We start from the raw sequence: 25932 nt of genomic DNA on the forward strand, positions 1-25932 counted from the left end.
AATGACCTCGTAGATGTTGCGCATTCAACCGATCATGAGCATCGACACCGCACCGTCGTCCGCCGCCGCCGACCTCCGCGTCCCGCAGGAGATCGTGGACCTGGTGTTCCGGGACGCCCGCACCGTCAACACGTTCACCGACGGCGAGGTCACCGACGAGCAGGTCCGCGCCGTCTGGGACGTCGTCCGCTGGGGCCCGACCGCGATGAACTCGCTGCCGCTGCGCCTGCTGCTCGTCCGCTCGGGCGAGGGCCGCGAGCGCCTCGTCGACCACATGAACGAGGGCAACAAGGCCAAGACCCGGCGCGCCCCGCTCAGCATCGTCGTGGCCGCCGACGTCGACTTCCACGAGCAGCTCCCCCGCCTGGCCCCGCACATGGCCGGCGCCCGCGACAACTTCGCCGGCATCGAGGACGTCCGCGCCCGGATGTCCCGCGACAACGCGTTCCTGCAGGCCGGGTACCTGATCGTCGGCCTGCGCGCCGCGGGGCTGCACGTCGGGCCGATGACCGGCTACGACGCGCCCGGCCTGGACGCCGACCTGCTCGCCGGGTCGGGCTGGCGCTCGATCATGGTCCTCAACGTGGGCAGCGCGCCGGAGGACGTCGAGGGCTTCGGCATGCCGGCCTCGCACCCGCGCCAGGGCCGCCTCGACTTCGAGGACGTCGCGCGCTCGATCTGACACCGCGCGCCGGACGGCGACGCGCGAGGGCCCCGCACGGTTCGTCCGGTGCGGGGCCCTCGCCGCATCCGGCGCGGCCGCTCAGGCCCTGCGGCGCATCGTCCAGGCGTCGACGTTCTCGGGCTGGTAGTAGCCCTTGCGCCGGCCGAACCGCTCGAACCCCGCGCGCTCGTACAGCCGCAGCGCCGGCTCGTTGTCGACCCGCACCTCCAGGAGGACGTCACCCGCGCCGAGCTCGCGCGCGTGGTCGAGCAGCGCGTCCAGCAGCATCCGGCCGATCCCGCGGCCCTGCGCGTCCGGGCGGGTGCCGACGGTCATCACCTGGCCGTCGTAGCCGTCGAACCACAGCCCGGCGTACCCGACGAGCTCGCCGGACGCCCGGTCCTGCGCGCCGACGTACCACCGGCCCGGGCCGGTGATCTCCTCGGCCAGCGACGTCCGCGACCAGGCGCCGGCGCCGAACAGCGCCTCCTCCATGTCCTCGAGCGCGTCGAGGTCGTCGGGGACGAGCGGCCGGAGCAGGACGTCGGCGGTGCGGCCGGCGTCGGCGGCGCCGTGCGCCACCGAGGCGTCCCCCGGCACGGTCGCGTCCTCCGGCGCCGGACCGCCCGCGTCCGCGGCCCCGTCGCGGGTCCGGTCGTCGGGCGAGGTCACGCCCGCGCCCGCTTCGCGGCGGCCGGCGGCACGGCGTCCGGGCGGCGCAGGTACAGCGGCTCCGTCGGCAGCACCACGCCCGCACCCGCCACCGCGAGCCGCGCGAGCGCGACCCGGGCGAGGTCCGCCGCGTCCACGGCGTCGGGCGTGCCGGGCACCGGCGGCAGCAGCTCCGGGTACAGCGCGGTGCCCGGGCCGACGAGCAGCAGCCCCTCGAGCCCCTGCTCCGCGACCGCGGCCGGCGTCGCGACGCCGGGGCCCTCGACCGCCTCGACGGTCGGGGCTGCGCCCGCGCCGACCACCGCGCGGTACCGGGCCCAGTAGACCTCCTTGCGGCGCGCGTCCGTCAGGACCAGCACCTCGCGGTCGTCGAGGGCCGGGCCGGTGCCGGACGCCGCCGCAGCGACCGCGGCCAGCGCCAGCGCGTCGAGCGAGGACACCCCGTGCACCGGGACGCCGAGCGCCAGGCCGAGCGTGCGGGCCGTGACCAGGCCGACGCGCAGGCCGGTGAACGGCGCGGGGCCGGTGCCCGCCACCACCGCGGTCAGGTCGGTGCGGGCGACGCCCGCCTCGGCGAGGACCTCGTCGAGCAGCGGGGTCAGCGTCTCCGCGTGCCGGCGGGACTCGCCGGTCGACCGGGTGGCCAGGGTGCGGCCCGCGTCGTCGACGACGGCGGCGGACGCGGCGGCGGAGGTGTCGAGCGCGAGGACGGGCACCGGTGGGGTTCCTTCGGGGTCGGGGTCGGGGCGAGGGTCGAGTGCTGCGGGTCGGCGGTCCGCCGTTCGCGGCAGGTGGTCGATCAGGTCGGCGCGCGGCGGCGCCGGTGCGTCAGGCGGAGGGCGCTCCCGGCAGCGCGACGCCGCGCCAGCGGTCGCCGCGCGCCCGGACGGTCACGGCGCGGACGCCCGCGGCGGCGTCCTCCGCGTGCTCGGCGTGCGGGGCGCCACCGGCGGCGTCGGCGCCGCGGGGGCGGCGCAGCGCCACCTCCAGGCGGTCGTCCGCGAGGGACTCGACGAGGCCCTCGCCCCACTCGACGACCGTCACCGACTCGTCGAGCGAGGTGTCCAGGTCGAGCGCGTCGACCTCGTCGAGCGAGCCGAGCCGGTACGCGTCGACGTGCACCAGGGCCGGGCCGGTCGCGCCGTCGGGCTGCGGCAGGGGCGGGTGCACCCGCGCGATCACGAACGTCGGCGAGGCCACCGCCCCGCGCACGCCGAGCCCGGTGCCGATGCCCTGGGTCAGGGTGGTCTTGCCCGCGCCGAGGTCGCCGGTCAGCACGACCAGGTCGCCCGCCCGCAGCAGCCCCGCCAGGGCCTCGCCGTACGCGCGGGTCGCGTCCGCGTCCGCCAGGTCCACCGTCACCTCGGCGACCGTCGCGGTCGCCCCGTCCTGCTCGCTCACGCCACTCCCTCCGCGACGCGCTCCGCGCCGCTCGCCGGGACCTCCCGGCCGCCGTCCACGTACACCCGCGGCACCCGGGCACCGAGCCGGGTCACGATCTCGTAGCTGATGGTGCCCGCCGAGTCCGCCCAGTCCTGCGCCGTCGGCCCGCCGTCCGCGCCGGTGCCGAACAGCACCACGCGGTCGCCGGCCTGCTCGGTCGCGCCGGGGCCGAGGTCCACCATGACCTGGTCCATGCAGACCCTCCCGGCGATCGCCAGGCGCCGGCCGCCGACGTCCAGCGGGGCACCCGGGGCGCCGTCCTGGCCCGAGGCGTGCCGGGGGACGCCGTCGGCGTACCCCAGCGGCACGACGCCGACCACGGTGTCGCGCGGCGTCACGTAGTGGTGGCCGTAGGACATGCCGTGCCCGGCGGGCAGCCTCTTGACGTTCGCGAGCTCGGCCTCGACCGTCATCGCGGGCACCAGCCCGAACCGCTCCGGGCCGCCGAGCTGCGGTACCGGGGTCAGGCCGTACAGCGCGATGCCCGGGCGCACCAGGTCGAGGTGCAGCTCCGGGTCCGTCAGCGTCGAGGCGGAGGCCGCGATGTGCCGCACCTCGAACCGGGCGCCGCGGGCCTCGGCGTCCGCCGCCGCGGCGCGCAGGACGTCGCCCTGGGCGTGCAGGCTCGGGTGGCCGGGCTCGTCGGCGAACGCCAGGTGCGACCAGATGCCGACCAGGCGGACGACGCCCTCGGCCTCCAGCCGCAGCGCCTCGTCGACGACGGCCGGCAGGTCGGCCGGGGTTAGCCCGTTGCGGCCGAGGCCCGTGTCGACCTTCACGTGGATCCGGGCCGTGCGGCCCGTGGCGCGGGCGGCCCCGGCGACCTCGCGCAGCGCCCACGGGGCGGCGACGGACAGGTCGACGTCCGCGGCCACGGCCTCGGCCAGCGGGGCGCCCGGGGCGTACAGCCAGGTCAGCACGCGGGCGGTGACGCCACCGGCGCGCAGGGCCAGCGCCTCGGACACCTGCGCCACACCCAGCCAGGTCGCGCCGCCCTCGACCGCCGCGCGCGCGACGGGCAGCAGCCCGTGCCCGTAGGCGTCCGCCTTCACGACCGCCATGAGCTGCGCCGTCGGGGCGAGGTCGCCCAGGGTCCGCGCGTTGGCACGCACGGCCCCGAGGTCCACGACCGCCCGCGCGGGAAACCTGCTCACGTCCCCAGTGTCCCACCGGCGCGCGGGTGCCTCGCGCGGCGGCGCGCGGCGCGGCCGGTCAGTCGACCGTGACGACCGCGTCCGCGCGGGCCCGGGTCGCCGCGACCAGGTCCGCGTTCCGCTGGTCCGGCCCGTGCGTCCACGCGTACGCGGCGGACGGCGGCTTGCCGAACAGCTCGTGCCGGGCGACCAGCCGCTCGGCCCGCACCTCCTCCGGCAGGTCGACGAACCAGCAGGCGTCGAGCTGCTCGCGGACCGGCCCGAACCCGTGCCGGTCGAGCAGCAGGTAGTTGCCCTCCGTGATCACGAGCGGCACGTCCGCCGGCACGCCGATCGCCCCGGCCACGCCGTTGCGCAGGTCCCGGCGGTACTCCGGCGCGTACACCGTCTCCCCCGGCACCGGCGCGCGCAGCCGGCGCAGCAGCGCGACGTACCCCGCCGCGTCGAACGTGTCCGGCGCACCCTTGCGGTCGGCCCGGCCCAGGCGCTCGAGCTCGGTCTGCGCGAGGTGGAACCCGTCCATCGGCACCACGACGCACCGGCCGGGGAACGCCGCGAGGATCTGCGCGCTCAGCGTCGACTTGCCGGCGCCGGGCGCGCCCGCGATGCCGAGCAGCCGGCGATCGGGGCCGGTCGTCGTGCCCGGCGCGTCGAGCAGTGCCGCGACCCGGCGCCGCAGGTCGTCCCGGAGCGGGGCGTCGGCGGCCGGGGTGCGGGCGCGCAGGCCGTCGGGGGGAGCGTCGGCGGCGCCGGTCGGGGTCTCAGCCACGCAGCAACCCTGCCACGGTCGCCGGGATCGCGTGCGCGACACCCAGCGCCGTGACCGGCCCGCCCGGCACCGCCTCCTCGGCCGCCCGGCCGTGCACCAGCGCCGCCGAGGCCGCGAGCGCCGCCGCCAGCGGCGGGTCGTCCAGCACGTCCGCGGCCCGGCCCGCGAGGAGCGCGCCGAGCACGCCCGCGAGCACGTCGCCCGCGCCGGCGGTGGCGAGCCACCCCGGGGCGTCCGCCTGGGCGTACACCGCGCCGCCCGCGCCCACGACCACCGTCGTCGAGCCCTTGAGCAGCACCGTCGCGCCCGTCAGCTCGTGCGCGCGGCGAGCCCAGCGCAGCGGCTCCGCCTCGACCGCGGCCCGCTCCACGTCCTCGCCGAGCCGGCTCAGCAGCGTCGCGAGCTCGCCGGCGTGCGGGGTGAGCACGCACCACGGCGCCAGCTCCCGGGGCGCCAGCGCCAGCGCCCCGGCGTCGAGCACCGCGGGCAGCCCCGCCGCCAGCGCCGCCTGCAGCGCACCCGTCACCCGCCGGGCCTGCTTGGCGTGGCCCGGGTCGACGCCCGGCCCGAGCAGCCAGGCCTGCACCCGGCCGGTCCCCGCGACGACCTCGGGCCGGGCCGCCAGCACCGACCGCGCGACCGCCGACGGCCCCACGAACCGGACCATCCCGACGCCCGACAGCGCCGCGGCCGACACCGTGAGCACCGCCGCGCCCGGGTACGCCGGCGTCCCGGCGACGACGCCGAGCACGCCGCGGCTGTACTTGTGGTCCTCGGGCCCGGGCACCGGCCAGAGCGCGGCGACGTCGGCGGGCGCGAGGCGCGCGACGGCGGGCCGCTCGGGCAGCGCCAGACCGAGGTCGACCACCTCCACCCGCCCGGCCCGCCGGGACGCGGGCGGCAGCAGCAGCCCGGGCTTCGCGGCGCCGAACGTCACCGTGACCCCCGCCGGCAGCACCGGGCCGTCCGGGAGCGACCCGTCGTCCACGCCCGCGCCGCTCGGCAGGTCGACCGCCACGACCAGCGGGCCGCCGCCCGCTTCGGACGCGCTCCGGGGGCCACCGCCGGCGCTGCCCGCGTCCTCGGACTCGAGGAGGTCGGCGAGCAGGCCGGCGAGCAGGCCCGCGACCCCGCGCGGCGCGCCCCGGCCGCCGATGCCGAGCAGGCCGTCCAGCACGACGTCGGCGGCGTACGCCTCGGCCACGGCGTCGCCGAGCCAGACGCCGGGCAGCGCGGCGGTGTCGTCCGGGCGGTCGCCGTCGGCCGCTCCGGGCTCCACCGCGCGCACCGCGCGCCCGCCCGCCCGGCGCAACGCCGCCAGCCCGTCGGCGTGCGGCGCGTCCGTCGCGCAGACCGCGACCACCCGCACGCCCCGCCGCGCCAGGTACGCACCGGCGTGCAGCGCGTCGCCGCCGTTGTTGCCCGACCCGACCAGTGCCACCACCGTCGCGCCGCGCACGTGCCCGCGACGGTCGGCGAGCTCCGCCGCGACCCGCGTCGCGAGGGCGAACGCCGCGTGCTGCATCAGCGGCACCCCGTCGGCGAGCAGCGGCTCCTCCGCCGCGCGGACCTCGGCTGCCGTGTACCCCAGGATCATGCGTCCATCCTGGCCGAGCCCGGCGGCGGGCGCGCGTGGTCGCGGACGCAGCCTGCGTGCGTGGTCGCCGTCCGGCGCTCGATCGGCTCCGGGGATAGGTTGCGGCCCATGCGCTTCGGACTCTTCATCCCCCAGGGCTGGCGGCAGGACCTCACGGGCATCGAGGCCCGCGACCACTGGTCCGTCATGAGCGGCCTCGCCACCCACGCCGACCAGGGCGACGCCTTCGACTCCATCTGGGTCTACGACCACTTCCACGCGGTGCCCCAGCCCAACGGCGAGGCCACGCACGAGGCCTGGAGCCTCATGAACGCCTACGCGGCGACCACCAGCCGCGTCACGCTCGGCCAGATGTGCACCTGCATGTCGTACCGGAACCCGGCCTACCTCGCGAAGGTCGCGGCGACGGCCGACATCATCTCCGGCGGCCGCGTCCAGATGGGCATCGGCGCCGGCTGGTACGAGCACGAGTGGCGCGCCTACGGCTACGGCTTCCCGAAGCCGGGCGAGCGGATCGCCATGCTCGACGAGGGCGTGCAGATCATGAAGCAGCTGTGGACCAACGGCGTCGCGACCCTCGACGGCCGGCACTACCAGGTCGACGGCGCCCAGCTCGCCCCGCTCCCCCTCCAGGTCGACGGCCCGCCGCTGTGGATCGCGGGCGGCGGCGAGCGCAAGACCCTGCGCGTCGCGGCCGAGCACGCGGCGTACACGAACTTCGACGGCACCCCGGCCGGCTTCGCGCACAAGAGCCGCGTCCTGCAGGAGCACTGCGCCGCGATCGGCCGGAACTACGACGAGATCACGCGCTCGGCCAACTACAACGTGGTGATCGGGTCGACGGAGGCGGAGGTCGACGACCGGATCGCCTGGATCGAGGAGCACTACGCCCGCACCGTCCCGGACAAGGCCCCCGAGGTCGCCGAGGAGTTCCGCCGCGGTCCGCTCGTCGGCACCCCGGAGCAGATCGTCGAGAAGCTGACCGAGCTCCGCGGTCTGGGCATGACCTACGCGATCACGTACTTCGCAGAGGCCGCCTACGACCGCTCGGGCATCGAGCTGTTCGAGCGCGAGGTCGTCCCGGCCCTGCGCTGACGTATGCGCCGCGCGGGTGCGCGTGCGCGCGGGTCAGTCGGACTCGGCGACGACCATCGCCGACGCGATGCCGGCGTCGTGGCTCAGGGAGAGGTGGAAGCGGGTCACGCCGCGGGCCGCCGCGGCCGCCGCGACGGTACCGGTCACCTCGACCACCGGCTGCTCCCCGCGCACCCGGCGCACGGTGGCGTCCTGCCAGGACATCCCGGCGGGCGCGCCGAGCGACTTCGCGATCGCCTCCTTGGCGGCGAACCGCGCCGCGAGCGACGCCGGCGCGAGCTCCCGCTCCTCGGGCGTGAACAGGCGCTCCCGCAGGGCCGGGACCCGCTCGACCGTCGCCAGGAACCGGGCGACGTCGACCACGTCGATCCCGACGCCGACGATCACTCGACCGTGACCGACTTCGCCAGGTTCCGCGGCTGGTCGACGTCCAGGCCCCGGGCCGTGGCGAGCTCGCACGCGAAGATCTGCAGCGGCACGACGGACAGCAGCGGCGCGAGCAGCGTCGGGCTCTGCGGCACGTAGAACACCTCGTCGGCGTACGCGCGCACCGCCTCGTCGCCGTCCTCCGCGATGACCAGGGTGCGGGCGCCGCGCGCCCGGATCTCCTGGATGTTGGAGACGACCTTCGAGTGCAGCGAGTCGCGGCCGCGCGGGCTCGGCACGATGACGAACACCGGCTGCCCGGGCTCGATCAGCGCGATCGGGCCGTGCTTGAGCTCGCCGGCCGCGAAGCCCTCCGCGTGGATGTACGCGATCTCCTTGAGCTTGAGCGCGCCCTCCAGGGCCACCGGGAACCCGACGTGCCGGCCGAGGAACAGCACCGAGGAGGTGTCCGCCATCCACCGCGCGATCTCCCGCACGCGGCCCGAGCGGTCCAGGACGTCCTGGATCTTGTCCGGCATCGCCCGCAGGTCCTCGAGGATCTCGCCGATCTCGTCCGCGAACTTGTTGCCCCGCAGCTGCGCGAGGTACAGGCCCAGCAGGTACGCGGCGGTGATCTGGGCGAGGAACGCCTTGGTCGACGCCACGGCGACCTCGGGTCCGGCGTGCGTGTAGAGCACGGCGTCGGACTCGCGCGGGATCGTCGACCCGTGCGTGTTGCAGATCGCCAGCACCTTGGCGCCCTGCTCCCGGGCGTGCCGGACGGCCATGAGCGTGTCCATGGTCTCGCCGGACTGCGAGATCGCGACGACCAGCGTGCGCTCGGTCAGGATCGGGTCGCGGTAGCGGAACTCGTGCGCCAGCTCGACCTCGACGGGGATCCGGCACCAGTGCTCGACGGCGTACTTGGCGACGTGCCCGGAGTACGCCGCGGTGCCGCAGGCGATCACGATGATCTTGTCGACGGAGCGCAGCACCGACTCGGAGATCTTGAGGTCGTCGAGCACCAGGCGGCCCTGGACGTCCGTGCGGCCGAGCAGGGTGTCCTGCACCGCCTGCGGCTGGTCGGCGATCTCCTTCTCCATGAAGGAGCGGAAGCCGCCCTTCTCCGCCGCGGCGGCGTCCCAGTCGATCGTGTACTCGCGGCCCTCGGCGGGGTTGCCGTCGAAGTCCGTGACGGTGACCGAGCGCGGCGTGATGACGACGACCTGGTCCTGCGCGAGCTCGAGCGCGCGCCGGGTCTCCGCGATGAACGCGGCGACGTCGGACCCGAGGTAGTTCGCGCCGTCGCCGAGCCCGACGACCAGCGGCGAGTCGTGCCGCGCGCCGACCACCGTGTCCGGGTGGTCCTCGTGGACCGCGAGCAGCGTGAAGGTGCCGTGCAGCCGGCGGACCACCTGACGCATGGCCTCGCCCAGGTCCTTGACCTCGGCGTAGGCACGGGACAGCAGGTGCGCGACGACCTCGGTGTCCGTCTCGGAGAGCAGCTCGGCGCCGTCGGCCAGCAGCTCCTCCTTGAGCACGGCGAAGTTCTCGACGATGCCGTTGTGGATCAGCGCGAGGCCGCCCGCGACGTGCGGGTGCGCGTTGACGTCCGTCGGGCCGCCGTGGGTCGCCCAGCGGGTGTGCCCGATGCCGGCGGTCGCACCCGGCAGCGGGCGCTCCTCGAGCAGCCCCGTCAGGTTGACGAGCTTGCCGGCCTTCTTGGCCGTGGCCAGGCCCTCGGGGGTGACGAGGGCGACGCCCGCCGAGTCGTACCCGCGGTACTCCAGGCGGCGCAGGCCCTCCAGGACGACCCCGAGCGGCCGGGCGTCCGGGCCATGGTCACCGACATACCCGACGATTCCACACATGCGCGGGAGTCTAGCCGCGGCGCGGACCGCACCGCCGCGGCGCAGGTCACGTCCGCGCGACCCCCGCTCCCGGAAGGCGCGACCCGCGGCATCGTGCAGAATCGTCGGGTGCGCGCCACCGACGTCCCCGGGCAGACCTCCCCGTACGTGGAGCTCGACCGGGACTCCTGGGTCCGCCTCTCGGAGTCCACGCCGCTTCCCCTCACCGACGAGGACGTCACCCGGCTGCGCGGGCTCGGCGACCCGATCGACCTGGCCGAGGTGGACGCGATCTACCGGCCGCTGTCCCGGCTGCTCGACCTGTACGTCACGGCGACCCGCCGGCTGCACGCGGCGTCGTCGACGTTCCTGCGCGAGGACACCCCCCGCACCCCGTTCGTCATCGGCGTCGCCGGGTCGGTCGCGGTCGGCAAGTCGACGACGGCCCGGCTGCTGCGCGAGCTCATGGCCCGGTGGCCCGCGACCCCGAACGTCGCCCTCATGACGACCGACGGGTTCCTGCACCCGAACGCCGAGCTCGAGCGCCGCGGCCTCATGGACCGCAAGGGCTTCCCCGAGTCGTACGACCGGCGCGCGCTGCTCCAGTTCGTGTCGAAGGTCAAGGCCGGCCACGACGAGGTCCGGGCGCCGGTGTACGACCACGTCACCTACGACATCGTCCCCGGCGCCGAGGTGGTCGTGCGCCGGCCGGACGTGCTGATCGTCGAGGGCCTCAACGTCCTGCAGCCGGCCCCGTCCGCCGCGGGCACGTCGAGCACCTCCAACCTCGCGGTGAGCGACTTCTTCGACTTCTCGATCTACGTCGACGCGCGGACCTCCGACGTCCGGCAGTGGTACGTCGAGCGGTTCCTGTCGCTGCGGTCGACGGCGTTCGCCCGGCCGGAGTCGTACTTCCACCGGTACGCGGGCCTGAGCGACGCCGAGGCCGTCGCGCGCGCCGAGAGCATCTGGGACGCGATCAACGCGCCGAACCTGGTGCGCAACATCCTGCCGACCCGCAGCCGCGCGACACTCGTGCTGACCAAGGGCGGCGACCACTCGGTCCGCCGCGTGCGGCTCCGCAAGCTCTGAGCCGACCCGCGGGTCCGGTCAGCCGCCTGTCGGCGCCGCCGTCGCGCGCGGCCCGACCAGCTCGACGGGGTAGTGCTCCACGTCCACGGCGTCCAGCGCGTCCAGGCCCTCCGACACGGCGACCGGGAGCGTCCCGCAGCCCCCGGAGGGCAGCGCCACGCGTACCGCCGCGCCCAGCGCGTCCACCAGCCAGAGGTCGGCGCGGCGCGCGTCCTCCCCGCACGGCGCGGGCGAGGTCCCCGCGGCGGGGACGGTCGCCGACGCCGTGAGCGCGGTGATCAGCGGCCGGACGTCGCCCTCGAGCCGTGTGGCGGTCACCGCGGCCCAGCGGCCCGCGGCGTCGGTCAGCGTCTCCCCGGTCGTGCACAGCACCGCGGACACCGCGGTGAACGCGTCCGGGACCGGGCCCGCCTCCGGCACGTCGGGGTGCGCCGTGCTGCTCGCGCCCGCGCCCGCGAACCCGAGCGCGGCGAGCACCTGGGGTGCCAGGCAGTCCGCGCCGGACGACACCGACGCCCCGGAGGCGGACCGCCGGGCGGCGTCGGCGGTGGAGGCGGCGGGGTCGCCGCCCGCGCACGCGGCCAGCACGGCCGCCAGAGCGAGGGCCAGGAGGCCGGCGAGCCCGGCCCGAGGGCGAGGGGACCGCCGCGGCGCGACCCGGGGAGAGCGGCCGGGCGACGGACTCCGGGGTGCGCGAGGACGCGGTGCTGCCATGTCGCCGCCGCCCTCCGTCGCCCGTTCCCCTGCCCAGGGCGAAGGCGCGGGCGCGTGCCCGGCCTCCGCCGTCGGGGGCGACGCCGTTGTGGCCCGGGTCGAGCGTAGGCACGGCGACCGGCCCGGGCGGCCGACGATGCGGGATCGTTAGCGGACGGGGCCGGATCGTTGCCGGGACGTGACCCGGCGGTCCGGGACGGCGGCACTGCGCTGCGCCGCCGCGGCCGACGGGACCGCGCACAGGGCCCCGGTCGCTGCGGCGACGGGAGCGCCGGCGACCTGCCCGGGGAGGTCACGGTCGACCGAGTCCTCGCGCCCGGCGGCGTCCCGGCGCCCGGCGGGGTCCTGGCCTCCGACCGCCTGGCCCGCGGTGTCCTCGCCACCCGCGCCGCTCTCCTGCGCTCCTGCCATCGGCGCGGGCGTCCGGTCCAGCCCGGTCCAGCGGCGCAGCACCCAGTCGATCCCGACCCCGACCAGGGTGCCCACGACGACGCCCGCGACCACCGCGATCGTCGGGTGGTCCTCGAGCCACAGGCCCGCCCCCGCGCCGACGGCCGAGCCGTACACGGCCCAGGTCACGGCGGCGAGCGCGGTGAGCCCGACGAACCGCTTGCGCGGGTACCCGAGCGCCCCGGCGGTCATGTTGACGGCCACCCGGCCCACCGGGATGTACCGCGCCGCCAGGATGAACGACGAGCCCCGGTGCTCGAGCGCGTGCTCGGCCCACGCGAGCGCCTTGCGACCGCGCGCGGTCCGGAACAGCCGGAGCCGGTGCACGTCGACCTTCGAGCCGATCGTGTAGGCGATCTGGTCGCCGACGAACGCGCCGAGCGCGGCGGCCAGCGCCACCAGCACGATGTTCGGCGCGCCGTGCGCGACCGACAGGGAGGCGAGCGCGATCACGACCGACTCGCTCGGGATCGGCGGGAAGAAGCCGTCGATCGTAGCGAACAGGAACAGCGCCGGGAACACCCACACCGAGTCCGCCAGCATCGGCACCCAGCCCTCGATGGCGCTGATCCAGTCCTGCAGCACGTTCATCAGCTCCCGGGTCGTTCGACGGCTGCCCTCGGGCGGGTCGGCCGTCGTCCACGCTAGGCGCGCGTCGCCGGCCGTGACATGGGGGACTCCCCCGAGTCCACCCTGGTCCTCCCCCCATCCTGACCGGGACGGTCGCACCGGGCATCGGCCCCCGGGACGACGTGCCGCCGACCCGGGTCCGCCTCCCGGCGGAGCGGCGCCACCCCCTCGGACGACCCCGTGCGCCCAGTGCACCACGGAGGTCCGACACGGGTCACGGGGATTCGGTGACGTCCCGGTGAACGCTGCGGTCCGTGCCGGGGGCCGGGCGGGCGGGGCCGACGGGGCCGCCGCCGGAGCAGCGCCCGGGGCCGCGCGGCGGGGGCCTCAGCCGTCGAGCGGGAAGCCGAGCGTGCGCGCCGCCTCGGCCGGGCGGGGCTCCGTCGCCCAGTGCGCGCCGAGCTCGTCCGTCGCCGACAGCGACCGCGGGTGCGCCCGGTCCAGGTACAGCGTGCCGTTCAGGTGGTCCGTCTCGTGCTGCACGATGCGGGCGGGCCAGCCCTGCACCACCTCGTCCAGCGCGGCGCCCGTCTCGTCCTGCCCGGTGAGACGCAGCCGGCGCAGCCGCGGCACCACCGCCTGGTAGCCGACCACGCTCAGGCAGCCCTCGTAGAAGGACACCCGCTCGGGCTCCTCGCCCGGGACCGACCCGTACGCCGGGTTCACCAGCACGCGGAACGGCAGGGCGGGACGCTCGCGCACCCGGCCGGTCTCCGTCTCGCCCGCGCCGGGGTCCGCGAGCACCGCCAGCGCCAGCGGCAGGCCGATCTGCGGCGCGGCGAGGCCGACGCCCGGCGCCGCGTGCATCGTCCGGCGCATGAGCGCGACCAGCGCCGCGAGCTCGTCGTCGCCGACCTGGCCGTCGAACGGCACCGCGCGCATCCGCAGCGCGGGGTGCCCGGCCTGGACGATCGGCACGGTGCCCGACGGGTCCGCCGCACCGGCGTCGAGCAGCCGCAGCACGTGCTCGCGCACGACGGCGGCGGGCCAGGTCGCCTGCGGGGCCTCCCCGGCTCCCGCCCCGCTCGTCGTCACCGCGCGGCTCAGAGGGCCAGGCGGTCGCGCACGACGTCGGCCAGCTGCGAGGCGACCCGGTCGGCGTCGTCCTGCGTCGCGGCCTCGACCATGACCCGGACCAGGGGCTCGGTGCCCGAGGGGCGCAGCAGCACGCGGCCGGTCGACCCGAGCGACGTCTGCGCAGCGCCGACGGCGGCGGCGACGTGCTCGTCCGAGCCCGCGCGGTCCTTGTCGACACCCGGGACGTTGACGAGCGTCTGCGGCAGCCGGCGCACCACGGCGGCCAGCTCGCTGAGCTTCTGACCCGTCGCCGCGACGCGGGACGCGAGCTGCAGCGCCGTGAGCGTGCCGTCGCCCGTGGTCGCGTGGTCCGCGAGGATCACGTGGCCGGACTGCTCGCCGCCGAGGTTGTAGCCGTGCGCGCGCATGGCCTCGAGCACGTAGCGGTCGCCCACGCCGGTCTCGACCGTGCGGACGCCCGCCGCCTGCATCGCGAGGCGCAGACCGAGGTTGCTCATCACGGTGACGACGAGGGTGTCGTGCGCGAGGACCCCCCGCTCGCGCAGGTCGAGCGCCAGCACGCCCATGATCTGGTCGCCGTCCACCAGCGCGCCGGTGTGGTCCACCGCGAGGCAGCGGTCGGCGTCCCCGTCGAACGCCACCCCGAGGTCCGCGCCCGAGGCCACGACCGCGGCCTGCAGCTGCTCGGGATGCGTCGATCCGCACGCCTCGTTGATGTTGCGGCCGTCGGGCGACGCGTTGATGACCACCACGTCGGCGCCGGCCTCGCGGAGCGCCGCGGGACCGACCTCGGACGCCGCGCCGTTCGCGCAGTCGACCGCCACCCGCAGGCCCGCGAGGTCGTGCCCGAGCGTCGACACCAGGTGCTCGATGTACTGCTCCCCCGCGCGACCCGTGTCCGAGCGGATCCGGCCGACGGCCGCGCCGACCGGGCGCTCCCACGCGCCTCGCAGGCGCTGCTCGATGGCGTCCTCGAGCTCGTCGTCGAGCTTGTGGCCGCCGCGGGCCAGGAACTTGATGCCGTTGTCCGGCATGGGGTTGTGCGAGGCCGACAGCACGACGCCGAGGTCGACGTCCAGCGCGCCGGTCAGGTGCGCGATGGCGGGCGTCGGCAGCACGCCGACGTTCAGCACGTCCACGCCCGCGCTCGCCAGGCCCGCGGCCACGGCGGCGGACAGGAACTCGCCCGAGGCGCGCGGGTCACGGCCGACCACGGCGCGCGGCCGGTGGCCGGCGAACTCGCCACGCTGGCCGAGCACGTGCGCGGCCGCCACGGACAGGTCGAGCGCCAGCTCGGCGGTCACGTCCCGGTTCGCCAGGCCACGCACCCCGTCGGTGCCGAACAGTCGTGCCATCGAGGACCCCCTCGTCGTCGGGGCCGCCGGTGCGGCCCCCTGCATCGTGCCAGCCCCGCGCGTCACCGCGCCGGGCCCGGGCACCGGAACGGCCGGTGGCCCCGAGGACGGAACCTCGGGACCACCGGCCGCGGTCGCTGATCGGTGGATCAGCGCTTGGAGTACTGCGGGGCCTTGCGGGCCTTCTTGAGACCGGCCTTCTTCCGCTCCACGACGCGCGGGTCGCGGGTCAGGAAGCCGGCCTTCTTCAGGGCCGGGCGGTTGTGCTCGGCGTCGATCTCGTTCAGCGCGCGGGCGATGCCCAGGCGCAGGGCGCCGGCCTGGCCGGTCACGCCGCCGCCGCTGATGCGGGCGATGACGTCGAAGCGGCCCTCGACCTCCACCAGCTTCAGCGGGGAGTTCACGAGCTGCTGGTGCACCTTGTTCGGGAAGTAGTCCTCGAGGGTGCGGCCGTTGATCTTCCACTGGCCGGTGCCGGGCACCAGGCGCACGCGGGCGATCGCCTCCTTGCGGCGGCCCAGGGCCTGGCCGGGAGCCGTGAGGCTCTGGCCCCGGCCCGCGGGGGCCGCGGTCTCGGAGGTGTAGCTGCTGGGCGTCTCGCCGCCCTCGAGGTCGATGTCGACCGTGGTCTCGGCCATGTGTTTCGCGTCCTGTTCCGGTGTGCTCGAGGGCGTCAGCCCTGCGCGACCTGGGTGATCTCGAAGGGCTTCGGCTGCTGGGCGGCGTGCGGGTGCTCGGCACCGCGGTAGACCTTCAGCTTCGAGAGCTGCTGGCGGGCCAGCGAGGTCTTCGGGAGCATGCCACGCACGGCCTTCTCGACCGCACGCTCGGGGTGCTTGTCGAGCAGGTCGGTGTACGTGGTCGCCCGCAGACCACCCGGGAAGCCCGAGTGGCGGTAGGCGAGCTTGGTCTCGCGCTTGTTGCCGGTCAGCGCGACCTTGTCCGCGTTGATGACGATGACGAAGTCGCCGCCGTCCACGTGCGGGGCGAAGGTCGCCTTGTGCTTGCCGCGCAGCAGCGTGGCGACGTGGGTGGCGAGGCGGCCCAGGACGACATCGGTCGCGTCGATGACGTACCAGTTCCGCTGGACGTCGCCGGGCTTCGGGGTGTACGTGCGCACGGTCGTTGCCTTCTCTATGTCTCTGACTGTGTCCACGGCAATCCCGTAGAAGCCGGGGTCAGCCGATGAGTACCGTCGGTGCGTCGTCCGTGGACCGGTGAGTGGGAACGCACCAGGGTCGACACCGACGGACGCACAACGACTCACCAGGGTAGCCGCCGGTCCGGGGGGCGGTCAAAGCGACGTCGGTCACCGACCGGCCGCCCTGCTCAGCGCACCGCGCTCCCCACCTCAGCGCGACCGGGTCACCCGGCCCGCGTCCCACACCGGCTCCGGGGTCTCCACGACCGCCCCGTCCTCGCCGAACACGAGGAACCGGTCGAACCCCCGGGCGAACCAGCGGTCGTGCGTCACCGCCAGCACCGTGCCCTCGAACGCCGCGAGCCCCGCCTCCAGCGCCTCCGCCGAGTGCAGGTCCAGGTTGTCCGTGGGCTCGTCGAGCAGCAGCAGCGTCGCTCCCCCGAGCTCCAGCAGCAGGATGTGGAACCGCGCCTGCTGCCCGCCCGACAGCGTCTCGTACCGCTGCTCCGCCGACGCCACGAGCTCGTAGCGGTCCAGCGCCTTGCTCGCGGGCTCCCGGCCCATGCCCGGCCGGCGACCCTCCCCGCGGTGCAGGATCTCCAGCAGCGTGCGCCCGGCGAACGCCGCGTCCTGCGCGTGCTGCCGGTTCTGCGCGAAGAACCCGGGCACCACGCGGGACCCGAGCCGGGCGACACCCGTGTGCGTGACGGGGTCGATCGGCAGCTCCCCCTCGGCCGGTGCCTGCTCGGGCTGGGGGTCGCTCCCACCCGCGGCCAGCAGCCGCAGGAAGTGCGACTTGCCCGACCCGTTCGACCCGAGGACGGCCACGCGCTCGCCGAACCACACCTCGAGGTCGAACGGCTTCATCAGGCCCGTCAGCTCGAGACGCTCGGCGACGACCGCGCGCTTGGCGGTCCGCCCGCCGCGCAGCCGCACCCGCACGTGCTGGTCGTGGGAGACGACCTCCGGCGGCCCGGCCTCCTCGAACTTGCGCAGCCGCGTCTGCGCCGCGGAGTACCGCGACGCCAGCCCGTCGTTGAACGCCGCCTTGGTCTTCAGCGTGTTCACCAGCGTCACGAGCTTCTGGTGCTCCTCGTCCCACCGGCGCGCCAGCTCGGCCAGCCGCTCCCGCCGCGCCTCCCGCGCCTCGGTGTACGTCGTGAACGTGCCGCCGTGGACCCAGACCGTCGCGCCGGCCCGCGCGGGCTCCAGAGTCGCGACGTGCGTCGGCACCCGGGACAGCAGCTCGCGGTCGTGGCTCACCAGCAGCACCGTCTTCGGGCTGTCGAGCAGCCGCCGCTCCAGCCAGCGCTTCGTGGGGACGTCGAGCGCGTTGTCCGGCTCGTCGAGCAGCAGGACCTCCTGCGGGCCGCGCAGCAGCGCCTCCAGCACCAGCCGCTTCTGCTCCCCGCCCGACAGCGTCCGCACGCCCCGGTGCTGCGCCCGGTCGAACGGGACCGACAGCACCGCGTCCGTCACCCGGTCCCAGTCCGCCTCGACCTCGTAGCCGCCGACGTCCGCCCAGTCCGCGAGCGCCTGCGCGTACCGCATCTGCGACGGCTCGTCGTCGACCTCCATCATGTGCAGCTCCGAGGCGGTCAGCTCCGCCGCAGCCGCGCCGATCGCGCCCGTCGCCAGCGACGCCAGCAGGTCGCGCACCGAGCGGTCGTCCGCGATGCGCCCCACGTCCTGCCGCATCACGCCGAGCCCGCCCGTGCGGACCACCGCGCCGTCGTGCGGCTGCTCGTCGCCCGCCACGATCCGCAGCAGCGTCGACTTCCCCGCGCCGTTCGGACCCACCAGCGCGGTGCGCTGCCCCTCGCCGACCCGCAGGTCGACACCCCCGAGCAGCGGACGGCCGTCGGGGAGCACGTAGCGCACGTCGTGCACCTCGAGATGACCCATGGCGCCGATCGTCCCAGGTGTCCGGCCGAGCTCCCAACCCGATATCCGTGCGGTGGCAGGGCGGGAGGTGCGGTGCCAGGCTCGACGCATGAGCGAGAACACCCCTGCCACGAGCACCGACGCCGCCACCGGCGCCGAGGGCGACGCGGACCAGCTCCCCGCCGAGGACACGCTGGTCGGACGCGGCGTCGACGACCTGCTGGACGAGGGCTACAGCCCGCCCGAGCGCCCGCGCCCCGCCTCGAGCCATTTCGGCGAGACCGCCTGGGAGGAGTCCCGCGGCGAGACCCTCGACCAGCGCGTCGCCCAGGAGGAGCCCGACGTCTGGGACGACCCCGACCGCGCGCCCGACCCGTCCCGCGAGCCCGACCGCGCCGGCCGGCTGCTCGAGGACGACGACGCCGTGGAGGCCGGCGGCAACGACCAGTTCGCGCTGGACGCGGGCGTCGACGGCGGCGCGGCGAGCGCCGAGGAGGCCGCCGTCCACATCGTCGACGAGGAGGACTGACTCCACGCCTCCTCCCGGCGGGTGAGGGCGGGCGGCGGGCACGGGTGCGGGGGCACCGGCGTCCGCCGTCCGCGTCACTCCTCCGCGGGATCCACCGGACCGGTCGCGGGGGCGCCGGCCCGGGTGGCGGGGGCGGCGTGCACGTCGTCCGCCGAGCGCATCGCCCGCGTCCGGAGCTGGCGCACGGCCAGCTCCGCGTCCGGCGGGTACACGACCTCCTCCAGCGTCAGCCCGTGCGCCGCGACCACCGCGCTGCCCGGGTCGCGCCGCCCGCCGACCAGCAGCTCCGCCGGCCAGTCCACCGGCCGCCGGCCCTCCCCCACCGCCAGGCTCGCGCCCACCAGCGCCCGCACCATCGAGTGGCAGAACGCGTCCGCGCGCACCGTCGCCACCACCAGCCCGGCGTCCGGCCCGTCCGCGGGCCGCTCCCAGGTCAGCTCGTCGAGCGTGCGGATCGTCGTCGCCCCGGGCCGCGGCTTGCAGTACGCCGCGAAGTCGTGCCGGCCCAGCACCCGGGCCGCCGCCTCGTGCATCGCCTCGACGTCGAGCGGGCGCCGGGTCCACAGCACGTGCGCGCGGCGCAGCGGGTCGCGCAGCGCCGGGTCGTCGCAGACGCGGTAGACGTACCGCCGAGCCACGGCCGAGAACCGCGCGTCGAACCCCTCGGGGGCGATCCGTACCGCCGTGGCGACCACGTCCGGCGGCAGCACCCCGCCCAGCCGGGTCAGCAGCGACTCCTCCGGCGTCCGGTCCGACCGCCCGGGCACCGCGGCCCACGCGCCCGCCGGGACGTCCACGTGCAGCACCTGGCCCCGCGCGTGCACGCCCGCGTCCGTGCGCCCGGCGACCGTCACCCGCGGCGGCGCGTCCCCGCGGTGCTCCGAGCGCAGCACCAGCGCCAGGGCGTCCTCGACCACGCCCTGCACCGTGCGCAGGCCCGGCTGGCGGGCCCAGCCGGCGAAGTCCGTGCCGTCGTACGCAAGGTCGACGCGGACGCGGACGGGGGCGGGGGCGGGGACGGGCGCGTCGGGGGTGGCCGGCGGGGTCGGCGAGGTCACGGGACCACCACCGCGTCCGGGGCCTCGTCGACGGGGAGCTGCACCACGATCCCGCCGAACCGCGCCTCCGCCGCGCGCAGCCGACGCCCGTCGATCCGCACCTCGCCCGCGAGCACCTCCGGCGAGGCGGTCGTCCCGTCCTCGTACTGCGCGGTGTACCCGCCGGTGAACGACTCGTTGTACAGACCCACCGGCCGGCCCGCGGCGTCCGTCACCCACCCGGCGCACCAGGCGCACACGTGGCCCGCGTACCGCTCGAAGAACGGCTCGCGCGTCCCGCACAGCGGGCAGACCTGGTCCCCGGGCGTCCCCGGCACCCCGGGTCCGCCCTGCGCCGTCGCCCTGCCGAGCGCGCCCAGGCGTCGCCCCGCGAGCCCGGGCCAGCCGTGCACCGCACGCGCCCACACCCTCGGCACCGCACCGCCGCCGTACCGCGCCCCCAGCAGCGCCCCGGCGATCGCGGCGACCGTGTCCGTGTCGCCGCCGATCCGCACCGCCGCGGCCAGCGCCAGCGGCAGGTGCACGCTCCCGGGCACCTCCACCCCTTCGGGCAGGGGTGGCAGCGACCGGACCACCGCGTGCCACGCCGCCTGGAGCGCGGTCACGGTGAACCCGTTCGCGCGCAGGTCCGCCGCAGGACGCGGCGACGCCGCGTCGTCCAGCCAGCTCCGCCACACGTCGCGGCGCTCCGGCGGCAGCAGGTCCAGCCCGGCGTGCACGTCCAGGCGCCGCTCCCCGACCGCCAGCCGCACCGCCTCCGACCACAGCACGCACGAGTCGCCCGCCAGCGGGTCCGGGTGGGTCAGCTCGGCGACCGCGCGCGCCGCCGCGGCCGTCGCGTCGCGGTCGTCCAGCGCCACCAGGCCCACCACACCCGTCCGCATCAGCGCGCCGTTGCCCGCCGTGCGCCCCGTCGCCGCGTGCAGCTCCGCGGCCGCCGCCCGCAGCCGGGCGGCCGGCCGGCCCGTGCGCCGACCCGCACCCGCGAGCACCGCCGCCGTCTGCGTCCCGACGTCGCTCGCGCCACCCGTCCGCCAGCCCTCGAACCCCGCGGCGACCTCGTCCAGCTCCTCCTCCGTGCGCAGCCCGCCTCCGCGCGCCGCCACCCGAGCCACCACGACCGACATCTGCGTGTCGTCGCTCCACTCGCCCGGTGCGTACGGGCCGAGCCCGCCGCCCCGCATCTCCGGCAGCTCCCCGGGCGCCGGAGGCGCCGTGAACTCGTACGGCACCCCGAGCGCGTCGCCCGCCGCCTGGGCGAGCAGCACGCCGGAGGCGCGGTCGAGCACGCCGCGGTCGAGAGGGCGGGGGCCGGGGGCCGTCGCGGGCTCCGTCTCGGCGGCGGTCGGGCGCAGGGACTGGTCGGGCACGCCCCCGAGGGTACGGGCCGGGTGCCTGCTCTACCGTGGTCCGGTGCCCACGCCCGACCCCGCCCCGTACACCCTCGCCGTCGACTGCGGGGGCGGCGGCATCAAGGCCTCCGTCCTCGACACCTCGGGCACCCTGCACGCCCCGGCCGTCCGCGTGCCCACCCCGTACCCCCTGCCGCCCTCGCGGCTCGTCGACACCATCGCCGACATCGCCGACCGGCTCCCGCCGTTCCAGCGGGCCACCGTCGGCATGCCCGGCATGATCCGGCACGGCGTCGTCGTGGCCACCCCGCACTACGTCACCCGGTCCGGGCCGCACACCCGCGTCGACCCCGAGCTCGTCGAGGCCTGGTCCGGCTGCGACATCCGCGCCGCCGTCTCCCAGCGCCTCGGCGTCCCCGCCCTCGTCCTCAACGACGCCGAGGTGCACGGTGCGGGCGTCGTCTCCGGTACGGGGGTCGAGCTCGTCCTGACGCTGGGCACGGGGCTCGGCTCCGCCCTGTTCGACGGCGGCCGGCTCGCCCCGCACCTCGAGTGGTCCCACGCCCCCGTGCGCCGGCTGACCACCTACGACGAGTACATCGGGCAGATCCAGCGCGCCCGGCTCGGCGACGGCCTGTGGTCCCGCCGCGTCCGCCAGGTCGTCGAGGGCCTGCGGCCCGTCGTCCTGTGGGACCGGCTCTACCTCGGCGGCGGGAACTCCCGGCAGATCACCCCGCAGGTGCTCGCCCGGCTCGGCGACGACGTCGTCGTCGTGCCGAACCAGGCGGGCATCGTCGGCGGCGTGCGGGCCTGGCAGCTGGGCGGCGACGCCTGACCGCACCCGGCTGCGCCTCGTCCGCCTAGCCCGCGTACGGCACCGCGACGTCGAGCACCCAGGTGACCCCGAAGCGGTCCCGCACCATCCCGTACAGCGGTGCCCAGCCGGACGGCCCCAGCGGGACCACCACCGCGGCCCCCGCCGCGTGCTCCGCGAGGCGCTCCCAGAGCGCGGCGATCTCCTCCGTCGATTCCCCGCGCACCGACACGTAGAACGCGTCCGTGCCCGGATCCCAGGGGCGCGAGCCCGGGACGTCGAACGCCATCACGTGGAACCCGTCCGCCGCCCGGACCTCGCCCCAGATCACATGGTCCGCCTCCGCAGGATCCACGATGGCGCCCGCGTCGGCGTACGTGGCGATGTTCAGCGACCCGCCGAACACCTCCCGGTAGTGCTCCAGCGCGGCGCGGGCGTCGCCTCGGAAGTTCAGGTGGGTCGTGGTCGTGACGGCCATGGTGGCTCCTCGGTCGAGGGGGTGCACCGGCCGGTCGACCGGTGCGTGCCCACTCTCACGGCCCATCCGGACAAGTCGTGTCCGGAAGACGTGGGCACACTGGCGACGTGCCCACGACCGCGCCCCGGCTGCTCGCCCTGCTGTCGCTGCTGCAGACCCGCCGCGACTGGCCCGCCGCCCTGCTCGCCGACAGGCTCGACGTGACCGACCGCACCGTGCGGCGTGACGTCGACCGGCTGCGCGAGCTCGGCTACCCGATCACCAGCACCCGCGGGCGCGAGGGCGGCTACCGTCTCGACGCGGGCGCCCGCCTCCCCCCGCTGCTGTTCGACGACGAGCAGGCCGTCGCCCTGACCCTCGCGCTGCGCGCCGCTGCCGCCTCGGGGGCGGGCATCGGGGAGGCGGCCGAACGCGCGCTCCGGACCGTGCGGCAGGTCCTTCCCTCGCGGCTCGCGCACCGGGTCGACGCCGTGCCGGTCACCGTCGTCGCGGGACCGGGTTCCCCGGTGGTGGACCCGGCTGTCCTCACCACGATCGGCGCGGCCGTGCGGGCGCGGGAGGTGCTGCGGTTCGGGTACGTCCGCCCGGCGCAGGCAGGGGCCGGCGCCGGCGCGACTCCCGACGCCGACGCGCCGACCCGGCGCGTCGAGCCGCACCACGTCGTCGCGCGGGCCGGCCGCTGGTACCTCGTCGCCTGGGATCTCGACGTCGGCGACTGGCGGGTGTTCCGAGCCGACCGCCTCCGACCGCGCACGCCCGGCGGGGCACGGTTCGACCCGCGGGAGCTCCCGGGTGGGGACGTCGAGGCCTTCGTCGCCGCGCGGTTCCGCGGCGCTGCCACGATGGACGGCGCCTGGCCGTGCCGTGGGACGGTCGTCCTCGCCGCCGATGCCTCGGACGTCGCGCCGTTCGTGACGGACGGGGTCGTCGAGGACGTGGGCGGAGGGCGGTGCCGCGTCACGCTGGGGTCGTGGTCGTGGGTCGCGCTGGCCGCGGCCGTCGCGCGGTTCGACGTCGCGGTGCTCCAGGTCGAGCCGCCGGAGCTCGCCGGCGCCTGCGCCGTGCTGGCCGACCGGTTCGCCCGGGTCGCCGCGACCTCGGACCGCCCGGGGACGCCTGGCTGATCTCCTGCACGGTCGTGCTCCTCGAACGACGCTGACGTCGGCGCGGCACCGACCCACGCCGACGCGACCACCGGTGCGATGTCCACGACACCTCCCCCGGACTGCACACCGGGTACGCCCCGCTCAGAAGGGCAGCGGTGGGTCCGGCGGGTGTGGCGGTGCGCCGAGGTGGAGGGTGGGTTCGTCGGTGCCGGGTCTGACGCGGAAGGCGTGGCCGGTCGGGGTGCGCCAGATGAACTCGCCGGCGGTGGGTTGGTGGACGCGCAGGATGCCGGCGGTCTTGAGCCGGTGGTGGGTGCGGCACAGCGGCCCGAGGTTGTGGGCGCAGGTGGTGCCCAGCGGTCGGGTTGGTGTGCCGTCGGCGGGTGGGTGGTAGGCGCGGGTGTGGTCGAGGTCGCAGCGGGTGGCGGGCACGGGGCAGCCGGGTGCGGTGCAGTACTTGTCGCGGTGCCGGACGTGGTCGGCCAGGGCGGCCGGCGGCCGATAGGTGGTGCGTCCGACGTCCAGGACGGTCCCGGACAGCGGGTCGGTCACGACGCGCTGCCAGGTCGATCCGAGGTCCAGGGCCATCGCCCGGGCCTGCTGGGCGTCGATCGGGCCGTACCCGGCGAGGTCACCGGGTGCGTCGTCGGCGCCGAGCAGCGTGCCCAGGGACATCGTCAGGTGGACCACGGTCCGCGGGCCGGCCTCGCGGCCGTCCCGAGGGCGGGCGGCCACGAGGTCCGCCGGCGCGGGCGCGACCTCCGCCCGCGTGGGCGCGACACCCGCCGGCGCGGCAGCCTCCGCCTGTGCGGGCTCCGCGTCGGAGCCGGCGACCAGCCCGAAGGCGTCGTGGTGCTCGTGGGCGCCGTCGCGGTGCGAGGGCGCCACGGTGCCGCCGGCCGCGGCCGGGTGCGCCGTGCGTCCGAGGACCCGGTCCAGGAGCTCGTCCGCGCGCAGCTGGTCCAGGGTCCGCGGGTCGCCGGCGTGCCGGGACCGGCGGGCCAGGGCGTCCAGCATCCCGTCGAGCCGCACGGCGTCCGCCGCGGGCAGCACGGCCCACAGCCCAGCCATGCCGTCCTGCAGGATCCGCGGCCGGGACACGGTCCGCGCGGCGCGGGCGGTGCGGTGCCGGTCGGCGGCCCCGTCGGGGTCGACCCGGTTCAACGCCCGGGCGACGTCGGCACGGACCTGCTTGACCGACCGGCCCGCGACCCGCGGCAGGACCTCGGCCTCGACCGCGGCCGCGACGTGCGCGGGCTCGTCCCCGGCGCCCTGCACGATCGCGCGCGCCTTGGCCGGTTCGATCCGCCCGTCGGCCAGGGCGGCACCGGTGTCCGCCAGGGCACCGGCGTAGGCGCGGCCCTCACGGATCAGCAGCTTGGCCTCGCCCGGGGACACCAGCAGCCGCGCGGACAGGTCGGCCGCGGCCAGGTCGGCGTGCACGAACGCGGTGCCCTCGGGCAGCGACCGGCACACCGCCGCCAGGTCCGGGTGCCGCAGGTCCGGGTGCCGGGCCAGCGCCGCCGCGGCGGCGGCCTCGAGGGCGTGCGCACGCGCCGCGACCCGCCGGGCCTGCACGACCACCTCGGGCAGCTCGAACGACGGCAACGCCCCCAGGTCGAGGGCCTCCAGCTCCGCCAGCAACCCCGGACCCGCCGCCATCGCGTCCAACCGCTCACCGAGCCCCTCACCCGCAGCCGGCGCACCCGCGACCACCGCAGCACCACGGCCACGGTCGTCGGGGTCGGGCGCGATACGCCCCAGCGGGTCATCAGGCATACAGCCACGCTACGAACCGACACCGCCCCGCCACCGCCCCACCCGGACCGTCCTGGGGACGACGGCACGGCCTCACGCCTGTGGACGACTCGGCACCCGCTCACCGAGCGCCGACACCGCGTCCACGGCCCCCAGCACCGCCCGCGTGAACCCGACGGGCGCCGTCAGCGACACCAGATGCGTCGCCCCCGGCACGACGACGAGCCGCCCGTCCCGGCAGGCGCGCAGGAACCGGCGCTCCTCGCCCCGGAAGTGGTCGTACCGCCCGTTCACCAGCCACACCGGCGCCTCGACCCGCGCGAGGTCCTCGACGGGCGTCGCGGCCCGCATGGCGCGCAGCACGTCGTCCATCACGTCGAGCGCGAACCCGCCCGCGGCGACGTCCGCCGCCGCGGACGGCGACAGCACCCGCTCGACCATCCCCTGGTTCAGCCCCGCGCCCGCGTCCGGCAGTCGCGCGATCCCCCGGGCGAGCAGGGCCCACCCGTCGACGAGCGCCACGAGCGGCCGGGTCGAGCACGCGGCCGCGACGAGCCCCGCCACCTGGTCCGGCCGCCGCGCCGCGTGCGTGATCCCGACGTACCCGCCGAGCGACAACCCGACGACGAGCGCGCGCCCGCCGACGGCGTCCACCCCGTCGGCGACGGCGGAGACCGCCCCGTCGAGCGTGAACCGCTCCCCCCGCCGCTCCCCGTGGCCCGGCAGGTCGACGGCGAGCGACCGGACCCCGTACGCCCGCAGCGCCTCGACCTGGGCGCGCCACATCGTGCGCGACGTGCGCAGCCCGTGCACGAGCACCACGGGGACCGTCATGCCCGCCACGCTACCCATGCCGTCCGCGGCAGCACCCGACCCGGCTCGAACCGGCCCGTCGCGGCACACGGGAGGGCCCGGGCCCCGCG

At 76.6% G+C, this 25932-nt stretch carries 26 protein-coding genes; 6 read left to right on the plus strand and 20 right to left on the minus strand.

Features of this window, described 5'->3' with window-relative positions:
• The first annotated feature begins 34 nt into the window (after positions 1-34).
• Positions 35-682, plus strand: a complete 648-nt coding sequence (locus tag FKM96_RS05055; RefSeq protein ID WP_147794317.1) for a malonic semialdehyde reductase — start codon at positions 35-37, stop codon at positions 680-682.
• Positions 683-763: 81 nt separating this feature from the next.
• Here FKM96_RS05055 and rimI read toward each other — a convergent pair whose 3' ends face one another.
• The 6 genes from rimI to FKM96_RS05085 all read right to left on the minus strand — a co-directional run bounded on the left by rimI (position 764) and on the right by FKM96_RS05085 (position 6299).
• On the minus strand, positions 764-1336 hold the full coding sequence (gene rimI / locus FKM96_RS05060) for a ribosomal protein S18-alanine N-acetyltransferase (RefSeq protein ID WP_246855210.1): 573 nt from the start codon (positions 1334-1336) through the stop codon (positions 764-766).
• Positions 1333-2052 carry a tRNA (adenosine(37)-N6)-threonylcarbamoyltransferase complex dimerization subunit type 1 TsaB gene (gene tsaB, locus FKM96_RS05065; protein ID WP_147794318.1) on the minus strand — a complete coding sequence of 240 codons (720 nt, stop codon included), beginning with the start codon at positions 2050-2052 and terminating at the stop codon, positions 1333-1335. Before tsaB ends, rimI begins: the two co-directional genes overlap by 4 nt.
• Positions 2053-2164: 112 nt before the next feature.
• On the minus strand, positions 2165-2737 hold the full coding sequence (tsaE, locus tag FKM96_RS05070) for a tRNA (adenosine(37)-N6)-threonylcarbamoyltransferase complex ATPase subunit type 1 TsaE (RefSeq protein ID WP_147794319.1): 573 nt from the start codon (positions 2735-2737) through the stop codon (positions 2165-2167).
• Positions 2734-3933 (minus strand): alanine racemase, encoded by a 1200-nt coding sequence (gene alr, locus FKM96_RS05075; RefSeq protein ID WP_147794320.1) that lies wholly within the window; start codon positions 3931-3933, stop codon positions 2734-2736. Before alr ends, tsaE begins: the two co-directional genes overlap by 4 nt.
• Positions 3934-3991: 58 nt before the next feature.
• Positions 3992-4612 carry a nucleoside/nucleotide kinase family protein gene (locus FKM96_RS05080; RefSeq protein WP_147796932.1) on the minus strand — a complete coding sequence of 207 codons (621 nt, stop codon included), beginning with the start codon at positions 4610-4612 and terminating at the stop codon, positions 3992-3994.
• 82 nt (positions 4613-4694) lie between these two features.
• Positions 4695-6299: a bifunctional ADP-dependent NAD(P)H-hydrate dehydratase/NAD(P)H-hydrate epimerase gene (locus FKM96_RS05085; RefSeq protein ID WP_147794321.1), complete on the minus strand. Its 1605-nt coding sequence runs from the start codon at positions 6297-6299 to the stop codon at positions 4695-4697.
• 108 nt (positions 6300-6407) lie between these two features.
• On the opposite strand from FKM96_RS05085, the gene FKM96_RS05090 reads away from it, so the two are divergent.
• On the plus strand, positions 6408-7394 hold the full coding sequence (locus FKM96_RS05090; protein WP_147794322.1) for an LLM class F420-dependent oxidoreductase: 987 nt from the start codon (positions 6408-6410) through the stop codon (positions 7392-7394).
• A 33-nt stretch (positions 7395-7427) separates the two neighbouring features.
• Here FKM96_RS05090 and FKM96_RS05095 read toward each other — a convergent pair whose 3' ends face one another.
• A complete protein-coding gene (locus tag FKM96_RS05095; RefSeq protein ID WP_147794323.1) occupies positions 7428-7781 on the minus strand; it encodes a holo-ACP synthase in 354 nt (117 codons plus the stop codon).
• Positions 7778-9631 (minus strand): glutamine--fructose-6-phosphate transaminase (isomerizing), encoded by a 1854-nt coding sequence (glmS, locus tag FKM96_RS05100; RefSeq protein WP_147794324.1) that lies wholly within the window; start codon positions 9629-9631, stop codon positions 7778-7780. Before glmS ends, FKM96_RS05095 begins: the two co-directional genes overlap by 4 nt.
• Before the next feature lie 108 nt (positions 9632-9739).
• Here glmS and coaA point away from each other — a divergent pair, with 108 nt between their 5' ends.
• Positions 9740-10702 (plus strand): type I pantothenate kinase, encoded by a 963-nt coding sequence (gene coaA / locus FKM96_RS05105; RefSeq protein WP_371300494.1) that lies wholly within the window; start codon positions 9740-9742, stop codon positions 10700-10702.
• An 18-nt stretch (positions 10703-10720) separates the two neighbouring features.
• On the opposite strand, the gene FKM96_RS05110 is transcribed toward coaA, so the two are convergent.
• The 7 genes from FKM96_RS05110 to FKM96_RS05140 all read right to left on the minus strand — a co-directional run bounded on the left by FKM96_RS05110 (position 10721) and on the right by FKM96_RS05140 (position 17935).
• Positions 10721-11290 (minus strand): hypothetical protein, encoded by a 570-nt coding sequence (locus FKM96_RS05110; RefSeq protein ID WP_147794326.1) that lies wholly within the window; start codon positions 11288-11290, stop codon positions 10721-10723.
• 273 nt (positions 11291-11563) lie between these two features.
• The gene (locus tag FKM96_RS05115; protein WP_246855212.1) at positions 11564-12457 is read right to left on the minus strand and encodes a DedA family protein; all 894 of its coding nucleotides are present in this window, start codon (positions 12455-12457) and stop codon (positions 11564-11566) included.
• A gap of 366 nt (positions 12458-12823) precedes the next feature.
• The gene (locus tag FKM96_RS05120) at positions 12824-13531 is read right to left on the minus strand and encodes a peptide deformylase (RefSeq protein ID WP_147794327.1); all 708 of its coding nucleotides are present in this window, start codon (positions 13529-13531) and stop codon (positions 12824-12826) included.
• 8 nt (positions 13532-13539) lie between these two features.
• Positions 13540-14889 carry a phosphoglucosamine mutase gene (gene glmM, locus FKM96_RS05125; RefSeq protein WP_147794328.1) on the minus strand — a complete coding sequence of 450 codons (1350 nt, stop codon included), beginning with the start codon at positions 14887-14889 and terminating at the stop codon, positions 13540-13542.
• A 149-nt stretch (positions 14890-15038) separates the two neighbouring features.
• Positions 15039-15527: a 30S ribosomal protein S9 gene (gene rpsI / locus FKM96_RS05130; RefSeq protein ID WP_147794329.1), complete on the minus strand. Its 489-nt coding sequence runs from the start codon at positions 15525-15527 to the stop codon at positions 15039-15041.
• Positions 15528-15562: 35 nt separating this feature from the next.
• Positions 15563-16009 carry a 50S ribosomal protein L13 gene (rplM, locus tag FKM96_RS05135; protein WP_147794330.1) on the minus strand — a complete coding sequence of 149 codons (447 nt, stop codon included), beginning with the start codon at positions 16007-16009 and terminating at the stop codon, positions 15563-15565.
• Between the two features lie 231 nt (positions 16010-16240).
• The gene (locus FKM96_RS05140) at positions 16241-17935 is read right to left on the minus strand and encodes an ABC-F family ATP-binding cassette domain-containing protein (protein ID WP_147794331.1); all 1695 of its coding nucleotides are present in this window, start codon (positions 17933-17935) and stop codon (positions 16241-16243) included.
• Positions 17936-18023: 88 nt separating this feature from the next.
• On the opposite strand from FKM96_RS05140, the gene FKM96_RS05145 reads away from it, so the two are divergent.
• Positions 18024-18443, plus strand: a complete 420-nt coding sequence (locus FKM96_RS05145) for a DUF5709 domain-containing protein (protein WP_147794332.1) — start codon at positions 18024-18026, stop codon at positions 18441-18443.
• Positions 18444-18517: 74 nt separating this feature from the next.
• Here FKM96_RS05145 and truA read toward each other — a convergent pair whose 3' ends face one another.
• On the minus strand, positions 18518-19501 hold the full coding sequence (gene truA, locus FKM96_RS05150) for a tRNA pseudouridine(38-40) synthase TruA (RefSeq protein ID WP_147794333.1): 984 nt from the start codon (positions 19499-19501) through the stop codon (positions 18518-18520).
• Positions 19498-20871: an ADP-ribosylglycohydrolase family protein gene (locus FKM96_RS05155; RefSeq protein ID WP_246855213.1), complete on the minus strand. Its 1374-nt coding sequence runs from the start codon at positions 20869-20871 to the stop codon at positions 19498-19500. Before FKM96_RS05155 ends, truA begins: the two co-directional genes overlap by 4 nt.
• Positions 20872-20914: 43 nt before the next feature.
• Between FKM96_RS05155 and FKM96_RS05160 the strand changes: the two genes are divergently transcribed.
• On the plus strand, positions 20915-21688 hold the full coding sequence (locus tag FKM96_RS05160; RefSeq protein ID WP_147794334.1) for an ROK family protein: 774 nt from the start codon (positions 20915-20917) through the stop codon (positions 21686-21688).
• A 25-nt stretch (positions 21689-21713) separates the two neighbouring features.
• On the opposite strand, the gene FKM96_RS05165 is transcribed toward FKM96_RS05160, so the two are convergent.
• On the minus strand, positions 21714-22145 hold the full coding sequence (locus FKM96_RS05165; RefSeq protein WP_147794335.1) for a VOC family protein: 432 nt from the start codon (positions 22143-22145) through the stop codon (positions 21714-21716).
• Between the two features lie 107 nt (positions 22146-22252).
• On the opposite strand from FKM96_RS05165, the gene FKM96_RS05170 reads away from it, so the two are divergent.
• On the plus strand, positions 22253-23269 hold the full coding sequence (locus FKM96_RS05170; protein ID WP_147794336.1) for a YafY family protein: 1017 nt from the start codon (positions 22253-22255) through the stop codon (positions 23267-23269).
• A 123-nt stretch (positions 23270-23392) separates the two neighbouring features.
• Here FKM96_RS05170 and FKM96_RS05175 read toward each other — a convergent pair whose 3' ends face one another.
• On the minus strand, positions 23393-25030 hold the full coding sequence (locus tag FKM96_RS05175; RefSeq protein ID WP_147794337.1) for an HNH endonuclease signature motif containing protein: 1638 nt from the start codon (positions 25028-25030) through the stop codon (positions 23393-23395).
• Positions 25031-25102: 72 nt separating this feature from the next.
• Positions 25103-25843: an alpha/beta fold hydrolase gene (locus tag FKM96_RS05180; protein ID WP_147794338.1), complete on the minus strand. Its 741-nt coding sequence runs from the start codon at positions 25841-25843 to the stop codon at positions 25103-25105.
• Positions 25844-25932 lie beyond the last annotated feature (89 nt).

This window comes from Cellulomonas sp. Y8 (assembly GCF_008033115.1).
GTDB lineage: Bacteria > Actinomycetota > Actinomycetes > Actinomycetales > Cellulomonadaceae > Cellulomonas.